Here is a 10,838-nt window from a genome sequence, read left to right as displayed (position 1 = left end):
TGGGCCGGCCCACACTCGAGGCGCGCAAATTACCTGGGTCAGGCCTGCAGTTTCACGTTATCCACACGAGGGGGATGACGGCGACCCCCCAAAGGGAGGCCGTGTCGACCCGAGACGGCGGTCTGATATGAATGGTCTATGACTCTTCTCGGTCGGGTGCGGCGTGTCGTCGAACTGGCGCGCGGTTCCCTGAGCGGGCATCACGGGGTGCGGATCGCGGCCGGGGTGAAGCTCGGTGGGCCGGGTCGCTATCATCTCGACCGTGGCAGCCGGATCCACCGTGGTGTGCGCATCTGGGTGGGCCCAGGCGCCACCCTGGCGTTGGCTCGCGGGGGTGGGATCGGTGCACGGACGGTCATCAATGTGGAGTCGGGGCTCACGATCGGGACAGGGTCGCAGGTGTCCTGGGACGCCCAGATTCTGGACACAGACTTTCACCGCATAACCGGCACGGACGGCACCGTGCTCCCACACACCATAGCTGTGGCGATAGGAGATCACGTGCTCGTCGGAACCGGCGCGCTGATCCTCAAGGGAGTCGTGATCGGCGACGGCGCCGTGGTGGCCGCCGGATCCGTGGTGACCTCGTCGGTTGCCGCCGCAACGATCGTCGCCGGCAACCCGGCGCGGGCCATCTCGCGGCTCGAGAGATGGGACTGAGCCGTCAGATTGCGCCGAGCCGCCAGATTGCGCCGAGCCGTCAGGCTTTCGTCCTGCCGTATTCCTCATAGACCACACCGAATGCGCCGGAAACCATTCCGGTTCCGCGGCACGCGGCGCGCAGGCCCCTGGCCTGATGTCGCAGGGACCGGGTGAGCACCCCGAGGACGTACCGACCACCACCGCCGATCATGCGTACGAGACCCTGCGCGGTGCCGCTGAACCGCGCGGCCAAACGCCTGGACGCCGAGCCGGCCAGGTAGAGGTCGATAACGCTTTCAGTGTTGCCATGGCTCCACGCCCGCCGCAAGACCCAGCGCCGCGTCGTTCGAGCGGGGGGAACGAAATCGGTCGCGGCCGACTCCTCGCACCACACGATGCGGCCAGCCCGCCGATGCAGCTCGCGGCTGAACAGGGTGTCTTCGCCGCCGCTCAGTCCCAGACTGGAATCGAAGCGCACTCCGAGCTCCCGAATCTGGTGCAGGTCGAGCAGCAGATTTCCGGCCGCCGCGACACGGATCTCGGTTCCGGTCTCCAGGCTGCGCCGACGAAAGAAGTCGCCGGCCGCTACCCACGGGTCGAGCGCGTCGGCGAACTCCGAGATGACACGACCGGAGACGGCTGCCGCTCGGGTGGTCCGCCAGGTTGCTACGAGGTGGGCGAGCCAACCATCGCGCGGCTGTTCGTCATCGTCGATGAAAACGAGGAGGTCCGAACCGAGGGTTTCGTCGAGAGCACGATTACGGGCCGCGGCGATGCCCGGCAGCGGCTCCACGACATAGCGAACGAGGGGAGAGTCGAGGGCCCGCGCCACGGGTTGCGCCGTCGCGGCGGCGTCGTTGTCCACAACAATCACGTCTGCGTCGAGTGCGCCCTCCGGCAGGGCGTTCAGCGCCCGGACGTGGTCGAGGATCACGGGCAGAGCCCTGGCCAGTTCGGTGGGCCGCCGATAGGTCACGACAGCCACCGTGAGCCGCAGCCGGGGAACGGCGACGTTAGCGGAGGCCACCCCGTCAGTGTCCGTCATGAAGGATCGCGATCGCCTGCCGGTAGGCGTCGACGTGATTCGTGCCGGTGTGGTTCCACTCACGTGCCTGCAGATCGACGGGACGCGGTGCCGGGTGGGTCCTCAGCTCGTGAAGGGTGTCCGTGAGATGCCGGGCGGTCAGCTCGCCGGCGTAGCAGTGCACCCACCCGGCCCCCACCTCGCACGCGAGTGCGCGATTCACCGCATTCTCCGGAACCAGCACGGGGCGCCCCATGGACAGGGCAGCCAAGACGCCCCCTGAGTTGTGCATGAAACGATAGGGGAGAACCACCAGTTCGGAGGACGTGACGATCTCCACGAGTTCGGCATCCGTCAACAGGTTCAGCGTTAGGGAGATTCGGTCATCGCCGCTCGCGAGCGTGGAAACGGTTTGTGCCAGCTCCGGCGACGACGGATTGCCCCCGATGCGCAGCGACAGGCCCCCGCCGGTCCCTTCGGTGTCGCGAAAGGCACTGACCAGGGTCTCGACGCCCTTGTACCGACGGATCAGGCCGGTATAGCCAATCTGGCCGGGCACGACGGTCGAGGGCGGGTACCGGGCAAACCAGTCCCGGTAATGGCCGTGAGGTATCGTCGCGCTGGGTGCGGCGGAGTCGATGATGGTCGTGGTGTTGAGGCGGATTCGCAGGGTCGTCTCGCGATCGATGAGATCGAGGAGAAGACTCGCCCGCCGGGACAGACCCTGTGGACGTTCCACATTGTGCATCGTGCGGACGATCGGTGTGCGCGTGATCGTGAGCCTCGCGACGAGCGCAAGCGTAAAGATCTGGCGCACGAATTTCTTGAGCGGACTGTGACCATCGACGAGGTTTTCCGGCCAGTGCGAGTGGAAGACGTCATAGCGTCCGAGCAAGGCCGTTCGCCAACTGAAATTGAGCACCGTCACGTCGGGCAACGTGCGCAGACACCCGGCGAGCATCACGATGTAAGGGTTTGTGATCTTGCGAGGGACCGGAAAAGACTGCAGCACGGTCAGCGCCGTCGCTGGCTCGCGGTCGTCCGCGGGGAGGGCCTGGCCCCACCGCGACGCCACTGATCGTGCGTTCCGAATCCTCATGGTTCTGAATAATAGTGCAATCTGCAACACTGGTCAGCGAACGGTCGACTGGCAGTGAAAGGTGCGTCTGAGGTGGAGAACGAGTGGACATCGGCCGACATCGAGAGCCTGGCTATCGTTGTCGTGAACTACGGGTCGTCAGAGCTGCTCGAGAGGAATCTTGTACCCCTGACGCGTTCACTGCCCGCGGCGCGCGTCGTGGTGGTGGACAATTTCACGTCGGAATCAGAGCGCGAGCGGGTATGTGCGCTCGCCGACACTGAGGGATGGCTCACGGTCCTGCCCGCCTCAAACACCGGCTTCGGCGTCGGGGTAAACGCTGGAGTGCACCGGGCGCAGCAGAGTGGCGCCGGGGCATTCCTGCTTCTGAATCCGGATGCGACCATTGCGGCGGACCAAGTGGGTGTGCTTCTGGAGCGCGTGCGCACACATCCGCTCACACTCGTCTCTCCCCGCATCGTGCGATCCGACGGATCCGTGTGGTTCGACGGGGCGGACCTCTATCTGGATGATGGCCGGATCAGGGCCACCCGGCGTCGGAACGAATTCCGGTCAGCCCGGTTCGAACCGTGGCTGAGCGGGGCCTGCCTCCTGCTGAGCGACCAGCTCTGGAGCCGCGTCGGCGGATTCAGTGAGGAATACTTTCTCTACTGGGAAGACGTCGACTTCTCGTATCGAGTCGAACGGGCGGGCGGCGTCACCGAGGTCTGCCGAGACGCCGTGGCTGTGCACGACGAGGGCGGAACCCAGCAGGCCGTCGTGCAGGGCCACGGAAGTCCGAAGTCGGAAGCCTACTACTACTACAACATTCGAAACCGTCTCTTGTTTGGGGCGCGGCACCTGCGCAGCGACGACCTGCGACGGTGGCGTCGGGCGAGCCTCCCCATCGCGTGGGAAGTGCTGCTCCACGGAGGCCGACGTCAATTCCTGCGATCCCTTCGTCCCCTTCTCGCCGGCGGCCGCGGGGTGCGGGACGGCCTCACGATCGCCAGGCGCGAGCTGCGCGCGCGAGCCGAATAGCGAGAAAAATTGGGCTCTCCTGACTCTTCCGTGGGTTAATCCCGGCCCGGAAGTACGGGTTTGTGTCCGCCGAGGCTGAGCATCGCGAGGGCGATGAGGGCGTCGGGTGCTTTGAAGCCGAACGCGATGCGAGTCATGAGGCGGATCTTGGTGTTCATGGATTCGACCCGCCCGTTTGAGAGGCCGTGCTCGATGGAAGCCAGGATCGCGGTGCGGTGTTTGACGATGCTTCTCTGTAGTTTCACGAAGGATGGGATTCGGCAGCGGCGGGCCCAGCTGACCCATTTGTCCAGCGCTTCAGTCGCTTCGTCGAGAGGCAGTTTGAAGATGACACGGAGGCCTTCCTTCAGGTAGTAAGCGCGGGCCAGCCGCGGGTCGGTCTGCACGATGCAGGCGAGCTTCGCTTGTTGCTTCTCGGTGAGGTTCTCCGGGTTCTTCCAGAGCGCGTATCGGCAGTTCTTGATGCCCATGGCCCGGGCGCTATCCGGGCGGGCCGGCGCTCCGGTTGGAGGTCGGCCACGGCCTCGTCCGGCCTCGTTGTGCCGGGCGGCTTTGCGGGCGTCGTTCCACGCGGCTCGGCGGACCTCATCGAGGGCCTCCGTGGCCCATTTCACGACATGGAACGGGTCGGCGCAACGAACGGCGTTAGGGGCTCGTTCCTTGACGACAGTGGCGATCCAGGCTGCGCCGTCCGCGGAAACATGCGTGATCATCGCCGAGCGCTCCGGCCCCAGCGCGTCGAAGAACGTCGCGAGGGTGGCCTTGTCCTGGCCCGGTGCTGCCCAGATGAGGCGGCCGGAATCGTGGTCCACGACACACGTCAAATACTTGTGGCCGCGTTTGTAGCTGATTTCGTCGATACCGATCCGGGTGAGGTCGGCGAACTGGTCGAATTGCTTCTCCGTGTCTGCCCAGACCCGGGTGATGATCGCGCCGACGGTGCGCCACGCGATGCGCATCAACACCGTGATCGCCGTTTTGGATGTTTGCGTGGCCAGCCACGCGACTTGGTCGTCGAAGAACAGCGTGTGTCCGCTTTGATGCCGAGCCCACGGCACGGCGGCGACGGTCACGCCGTGAACACCGCACCTCACCCGCGGCGCCGCAGCTTCCAACTGGACCTGCACCGAGCCAGCATCCAGTGATCGCCAGCGCCGCCGACCCTCACCAGCGTCGTAGCGGGGGCAGCGCTTCCGGCAGGACCCGCAACGGTTCCGCATCGACGCCGTCGGACGCACCGACGCGACCAGAATGCCCGTCTCCATGTCGAGATCCACTGCCTCGACAACTGTCTTGTCGACTCCGAGCAGAGTTCGCCATAGTGTTAAGTTTTGCACGCCGTTTTCTCGTCCCTGTGTTTCTTACCTTTGTCAGTTAGAAACCTAGGCGGAGAGCGGCGTGCACTCGTTAAGGCGCTCGGAAACGACCCACGGTTATGTCAGGAGAGCCAAAAATTGCCCCTGTTTGTGGGGCCGCATCGGAAAAGAACTGCATCTAGCATTAGGGGCGAGTGTCAGATTGTTGATCACATCACGTCGTGATCAGGTCACGCAGTGATCAGCACGAACGTGCGGAATCAGACGAAAGCGAGAACGGATGACTGCGGTGGGGCACAGTCGATCGGCCGGCGAGAACCCGGATCGGGTTGCCACGAGCGCCCTCGACGAGTCGTACCTGGGCGTCGTGCGCCGCTTGTCGGCGGCGCAGAAACCGGCGGCGCGGAGTGCGCCGGCCTACTCTCGATTCGTCAACCGGCGGCTGGGTCGATACCTGGCGGCATGGGCCTACCGGGCTGGCCTCACCCCGAACGCCGTGACGGGCATCAGCGCAGTCTGGACATTCAGCGGCATCCTTCTGTTGGCGTTGTTTCCGCCGTCGTGGCTCCTGGGGGTGGCCGTCACGCTGTGCCTGGTCATCGGCTACGCCTTCGACTCGGCCGACGGTCAGGTCTCACGGCTTCGCCAGAGCAGCAGCCCTGCGGGAGAATGGCTCGATCACGTTGTCGACGCCGTCAAGGTCTCGACCATGCCCATCGCTCTCGTGATCGGCTTCTACCGATTCGACGTGGTTCCGGTCGTCTGGCTCCTCGTGCCTCTCACGTTCACCATCGTCTCGGCAGTGATGTTCTTCGCGATGATTCTCACGGAGCAGCTCAGGCGACCCCGAAACGCCATGCCACTGGCCGAGGACCGTCCGGGCAAGCCGTCGTGGATCCGGGCGCTACTCGTCGCCCCCATGGACTACGGCGTTCTCTGCCTGTCGTTCCTCTTCCTCGGGTCCGTCCCGGTGTTCACCGTCGTCTACACTCTCATTTTTGCCGGCACGTCGGCGTTCCTCTTGCTCGCGCTGGTGAAGTGGTTCAGGGAGCTGCGGTCCTGGACGGCCACGACGGCGCCTGCTGATCCGCTGCCGGGCCGACCGTGACCACATCACCGAAACGTCGGGCACGACGCCTGGCCATCGGGGTGACGGCCGGTGTGGTGCTCGTGCTCGGCGGCGGCTTCGCCTGGGCGGGATCGCAGGGCGTGGAGAGTGGGTCATCACCCCGGCAAACCGAGACCACGTCCAGATCCTCGACGGATGCGCCCGTGCTCGGGACGTCACGTCCCACCTCGGAGCCGAGCAGCTCGCGGGCGCCAGCGATCGAAGCTGCTCCTCTCCCCTCCGCGTCCGTCGAGCCTGTATTCGGCGAGATCGTCCTCAGCACCGTGCCCATCGACGCCATGGCAGATCTCGGCGGCCTCGTCACTGCCCGCATCACCGACATCACGCCGGACACCGTCGTGGGTTCCGGGGTAGGCGAGGTCAGCGGGCCATCCGTGCGAATCGAGGTGGAGCTCGTCAACGGCACCGCGCAGCCGCTGGCGCTCGCCGAGGTGACCGTGAACGCCTATTTCGGCCCCGATGTGGTGCCAGCCTCTCCGATTCTGGCGAACAAGAATGCGGAAGAATTCAGCGGGACCCTCGCCGCCGGCGCGAGCGCGAGGGCGCACTACTCCTTCAGCGTGCCGACTGACGAGCAGGGAGCACTCACCGTCACGGTGAGCAAGGCAGCGGGCTCGCCGATCGTCGTCTTCGGCTGACCCACGGCTAGGCGCTCGTCGGTTTGGTGGCCGTGCCGTCGGGGAGGGCCGTCGGTGTGCGCCGCACGGCGGATCCCCGTCTGTCCCCGCCGGATCCGGATGTCGTGGCCTTGCCTTCGGGCAACTGATAGTAGGCCTGGCGGTCGTTATTCGGTGCCAGCCGGTTGAGGACGATACCGAGGATGTGAACGCCGGACTTCGACAGGGAATCCAGGGTCTGCAGCAGCTGTGGCCGGTGGACCTGGGTACGATCCGCGACGACCAGTGCGCCATCGACGAGACGAGAGAGAATGGCGGCATCCGCGGCACCCGACATCGGCGGGGCATCGATCAGGATGACGTCGTATTCGTCTTTCAGCAGGGCGACGAGGTCTGACATCGCCCGGGAGGAGAGGAGCTCGCTCGGATTCGGGGGTATGCGTCCGGAAGGCAGGACCCGCAGGCCGCTGGTTCCCCACGGTTGAATCACGTCGCGATAGTCGGCGCGGCCCACCAGGACCGTCGTGAGCCCGACCTGTCCCTCCAGACCGGCGTAGTTCGCGATGGCGGGCCGTCGCAGGTCCGCATCGATCAGCAGAACACGCTGGCCACCCTCGCTGAGGGCCTGGGCGAGGTTGCTCGTAATCGTTGACTTGCCTTCGCCGGCAATCGAAGACGTCACCACGATGCTCAGCGACGTGGAGTCGACCGCGACGAAAGCAAGGTTTGCGCGCATCTGCCGGTACAGCTCGGCCGTGCGCGACCGGGGGTCACGAAGCATCACGAGCGGGTCCATCTTCTTCTTGGACTGTTCGATGGACCCCAGCAGTGGCAAGTCCGTCAGCGCTGTGAGGATGGCGACTGAATGCACACGGGTGTCGAGCACCTGTCGTAGAACGATGATCAGGATGCTGAGAAACAGGCCGAGCAGAAAGCCGGCGAGCACGTTGATGCGCACATTCGGGGACGAGGGCTCGGTGGGAACCGTTGCCGGTTCAATCACCCGCACGGACACGGACGGTGTGCCATCGACGGTCTTGGGCGCGATCTGCTCGACGTTCTTGCTCAGACTCGCCGCGACGGCGTTGGAGATGAGCGCAGCTCGCTCCGGGTCGTCATTGTCCACGGCCACGTCGAGCACCACGGTGTTCTGCGGGGTGCTGACATTGACGGAGTTCGCGAGAGCCTTCGCCGTGCCCTCAAGACCGAGCTGGTCGATAACTGGAGCGAGCACCAGAGATGACTTGGTCAGTTGGGCGAACGACAAAATCTGGTTTTGCGTATACGCAGAGCCCTGGTTCAAATCAGTCGCTGAACCGCTGAGGTTCAGCGAAAAATACAGGCTGGCCGTCGACGTGTAGCTCGGCGTCGCGGCCTGGGAGAGCCCCCACCCCAGGACGCCTCCGAGGAGCGTGATCGGTACGACAATGTACCAGTAAAGCCGAATTGTGGCGAGATGCTGCTGCAAATTCATCGTAAAATCCCTCGTTTGAACTGATGTGTGCCACTGCCCGCAGGCGGGCCCTGCGCTGTCAGGTTGGGGTCGCGGCTCCAGCCGTGGCGGTCACCGTCCTGCGGCTCGAAAAGAGACGACCTCACCTGACCGGCCGCCGCCAAACCGACGACAAACCAGAGGAAGATCGAGTATTGGGTAATCAGCGCCACCGTGGCCAGGGCCGGGATCTGGGCGACGATTGCGATCGTCGCCGCCGTCGCTCGACGACGGAGCACCAGGGCGATCGCGGCAAGCAACAGTACGACGACGCAAGCAAGAGTGAGGATTCCGCTGGTCAATCCGGTCAGGATGAGTTGGCTGTCGATGGAACGAAAATTTCCGAAGTACGTTTGCCCGGCTGGGCTTCGCCGCGCCGAGTCTGAGAGCCCGATGATGTTCATCTCGGTGAGGAGAGACAACAGATCGCCGCGGTAGGCAGCGCTTCCGGATGCCTCGGTGCCCGCGTCTTCGAAGACTGTACTCAAAAACGGCACGGCCACCACGGAAACGCCCACGAGCGAGGAGACCAGGATAACCCGCAGTCGCCGGGAGATGGCGTCGCGCAGAAAGACTATGGACAGGGTGAGGCCGAGAACCGCCCCTACGATGGCGATACGGCTGAACGTGACCACAGTGGCCACGAGCATGAGTGCGACCATCGCCGCACGAATCGACAGGCGAAAGCGCGATGACAGCGCCAGCGGGATGGCCATGGCGAGGCTCGAACCGAGTGCGATCGAATGTCCGAATGCTCCTTCGGCGCGCACGATTCCGCCTCGGCCCTGCAGGCCAGCCCACGTGGAATACAGCGCGCCGTTGCCGGGGATACCCACGAACGGATTCCAGCCCGTGGCGAATTCCAGCACCGCGAGTGCGGCGACGATCGTGAAGGCGACCGCGACGGCTCCATAGATCCAACGGATGTCGACCGCGAGCGGCGCGAGTCGGCCGAGGACGAAACCGACAACAAAATAGGTCACCAGGGTAAACATGAATGCCAGAGCGATACCCCCTCCGGCCGTGAACAGCGAGGCCAGGCCCACAAAGACCAGGAGGGCGACCAGCCCGTCCACGATGCTGAATTGCCAGGACGGCGTGGAGAAAACAGCAAGGCTGACGACCATCGCCAGGATGGTGGCTGCCGACAGGTAGTATTTTCCGTTCACGCCGAGCGCGAAGCCGGCGCCAAACCCGATTCCCACCCAGACGGGCACGAAACACAGCACTGAAATCCACAGGGCGATCGCGAGGCGCGGCGATCGGCGCAGCACCAGATAGAGCAGTGCCGCGAAGGTGAACGACACCGCGGCCAGCAACGAACGGTCCACCAGTGGGCCGGGAATGCCGAGATCAAGAGCTGCGCTCATGAGGTCGATTTCCTCCGTTTCGTCGGACTGGTTCGGCTTTCGGAGGCAATTGTCCTCATGGCACGTACTATCGTCTGCCAATTATGCTCCTGCGCCAGCTCGCCCGGGTCGAAGGCATCACCGCGTTGCCGCGGAACCGTGCTGGCGGCTATTGCCCGCGCAATTGTCGTGATGTGTGTCGGATCGACGTATCGCGCGCGGGTGCCCAGGGTCTCTCTGAAGACGGGCAGGTCGCTCACGAGGAGGGGGGCGCCGAAATACGCGGCCTCGAGGGGCGGCATTCCGAACCCTTCTCCGAGAGAGAGAAAAAGGAAGAGCGACGCATTGCGGTACAGCCAGCGCAGCCGCGCTTCCGAGACGAATCCGGTGAAGATGACTGCTCCCGAGGTGACGGCGTCACGGCACTGACGGTCGACAAGACCGAGTTTGCCGTCTGCCTCGCCCACGATGACAAGCGGCGTCTGCGGGCTGAGTTCACCGGACTGCAGAGCGGCCAACACTGTGTGTTGCAGATTCTTTCTCACGTTGAGCCGACCGACGGTGAGGAAATACCGGGAGCCCTGCAGCCGAGGATCGGCGTCTTCGAGCATGTTTCGCGCCACCAGCTCCGTGCTCAGGCCAAGGCCGACCGGGCACACCCGCCGCGCGCGGCTGAACTTCGTGATGCGAGCCGCCTCCGAACGGCTCGACGTGAAGACGACATCCGCGCGGCTGACCCAGCGTGTCATGAGAGAGAAGTACGCGCGTTCGGTCAAGGTGAACCATTCCGGATTGGTTCGAAAGAGAACATCGTGCAGGTAGACGGCGCTCACGGCCCCCGGTGCTCTGGCCGCGAAATTGTGCGTCAGAACCAGATCGGCGCCGGCCCGTCGAGCAACCCGACGAACGGCCCACGTCGCGGCGAAGGCCTGTGGCCACAGAGCGGTGCGTGCCACCCGCACCGGCCCGGGCAGGAGGTCACGTTCGGGTCGCGCGGCCTTCGTGCGCATGACGAGTGTGAGGTCGTCATGCGGAAACTCCTCCCGCCACGCGAGGATGATTTCTCGCAGGACATGACGCAGTGAGGGAGGGCCACTGTCCCACCAGTACGCGTCGAAAACCACGGACAGCGCGGTTTCTCTCCGTTCGG

General features: G+C 64.8%; 10 protein-coding genes. 4 read left to right on the top strand and 6 right to left on the bottom strand.

Annotated elements, in window-relative coordinates:
• Positions 1–138 precede the first annotated feature (138 nt).
• Positions 139–660, top strand: coding sequence for an acyltransferase (locus BJ997_RS21820; protein ID WP_035839491.1), 522 nt, complete (start codon positions 139–141; stop codon positions 658–660).
• 40 nt (positions 661–700) lie between these two features.
• Here the strand turns inward: BJ997_RS21820 and BJ997_RS16570 are convergent, their stop codons facing one another.
• Entirely contained in the window at positions 701–1,687 is a 987-nt protein-coding gene (locus tag BJ997_RS16570; RefSeq protein WP_052542633.1) for a glycosyltransferase family 2 protein, read from the bottom strand.
• Complete coding sequence (locus BJ997_RS16565) at positions 1,674–2,765, bottom strand: glycosyltransferase (RefSeq protein ID WP_236629112.1); 1,092 nt, start codon at positions 2,763–2,765, stop codon at positions 1,674–1,676. Before BJ997_RS16565 ends, BJ997_RS16570 begins: the two co-directional genes overlap by 14 nt.
• A 54-nt stretch (positions 2,766–2,819) precedes the next feature.
• On the opposite strand from BJ997_RS16565, the gene BJ997_RS16560 reads away from it, so the two are divergent.
• Entirely contained in the window at positions 2,820–3,785 is a 966-nt protein-coding gene (locus BJ997_RS16560; RefSeq protein WP_338080930.1) for a glycosyltransferase family 2 protein, read from the top strand.
• Between the two features lie 35 nt (positions 3,786–3,820).
• Here the strand turns inward: BJ997_RS16560 and BJ997_RS16555 are convergent, their stop codons facing one another.
• Entirely contained in the window at positions 3,821–5,122 is a 1,302-nt protein-coding gene (locus BJ997_RS16555) for an ISL3 family transposase (RefSeq protein WP_183323618.1), read from the bottom strand.
• A 259-nt stretch (positions 5,123–5,381) separates the two neighbouring features.
• Here BJ997_RS16555 and BJ997_RS16550 point away from each other — a divergent pair, with 259 nt between their 5' ends.
• Positions 5,382–6,209 carry a CDP-alcohol phosphatidyltransferase family protein gene (locus tag BJ997_RS16550; protein ID WP_084141807.1) on the top strand — a complete coding sequence of 276 codons (828 nt, stop codon included), beginning with the start codon at positions 5,382–5,384 and terminating at the stop codon, positions 6,207–6,209.
• Complete coding sequence (locus tag BJ997_RS16545) at positions 6,206–6,868, top strand: hypothetical protein (RefSeq protein ID WP_152602365.1); 663 nt, start codon at positions 6,206–6,208, stop codon at positions 6,866–6,868. The genes BJ997_RS16550 and BJ997_RS16545 overlap by 4 nt, the downstream gene beginning before the upstream one ends.
• A 7-nt stretch (positions 6,869–6,875) precedes the next feature.
• Here BJ997_RS16545 and BJ997_RS16540 read toward each other — a convergent pair whose 3' ends face one another.
• The 3 genes from BJ997_RS16540 to BJ997_RS21980 are packed head-to-tail and all read right to left on the bottom strand — an operon-like array spanning position 6,876 to position 10,812.
• Positions 6,876–8,321 (bottom strand): tyrosine-protein kinase domain-containing protein, encoded by a 1,446-nt coding sequence (locus BJ997_RS16540; RefSeq protein ID WP_084141809.1) that lies wholly within the window; start codon positions 8,319–8,321, stop codon positions 6,876–6,878.
• Entirely contained in the window at positions 8,318–9,709 is a 1,392-nt protein-coding gene (locus BJ997_RS16535) for a hypothetical protein (RefSeq protein ID WP_052542784.1), read from the bottom strand. The genes BJ997_RS16540 and BJ997_RS16535 overlap by 4 nt, the downstream gene beginning before the upstream one ends.
• The gene (locus tag BJ997_RS21980; protein WP_052542786.1) at positions 9,706–10,812 is read right to left on the bottom strand and encodes a glycosyltransferase family 4 protein; all 1,107 of its coding nucleotides are present in this window, start codon (positions 10,810–10,812) and stop codon (positions 9,706–9,708) included. Before BJ997_RS21980 ends, BJ997_RS16535 begins: the two co-directional genes overlap by 4 nt.
• Positions 10,813–10,838 lie beyond the last annotated feature (26 nt).

It is taken from the genome of Cryobacterium roopkundense, from assembly GCF_014200405.1.
GTDB classification, from domain to species: Bacteria; Actinomycetota; Actinomycetes; order Actinomycetales; family Microbacteriaceae; genus Cryobacterium; species Cryobacterium roopkundense.
The sequence above is the reverse complement of the archived record's forward strand: the minus strand, read 5'-3'. Positions and strand labels throughout refer to the sequence as shown.

What these genes read in the sequence shown, in the direction of transcription:
- BJ997_RS21820 (WP_035839491.1), top strand. Translation starts at nt 139, where the DNA reads ATGACTCTTCTCGGTCGGGTGCGGCGTGTCGTCGAACTGGCGCGCGGT.
- BJ997_RS16570 (WP_052542633.1), bottom strand. Translation starts at nt 1,687, where the DNA reads ATGACGGACACTGACGGGGTGGCCTCCGCTAACGTCGCCGTTCCCCGG.
- BJ997_RS16565 (WP_236629112.1), bottom strand. Translation starts at nt 2,765, where the DNA reads ATGAGGATTCGGAACGCACGATCAGTGGCGTCGCGGTGGGGCCAGGCC.
- BJ997_RS16550 (WP_084141807.1), top strand. Translation starts at nt 5,382, where the DNA reads ATGACTGCGGTGGGGCACAGTCGATCGGCCGGCGAGAACCCGGATCGG.
- BJ997_RS16540 (WP_084141809.1), bottom strand. Translation starts at nt 8,321, where the DNA reads ATGAATTTGCAGCAGCATCTCGCCACAATTCGGCTTTACTGGTACATT.
- BJ997_RS16535 (WP_052542784.1), bottom strand. Translation starts at nt 9,709, where the DNA reads ATGAGCGCAGCTCTTGATCTCGGCATTCCCGGCCCACTGGTGGACCGT.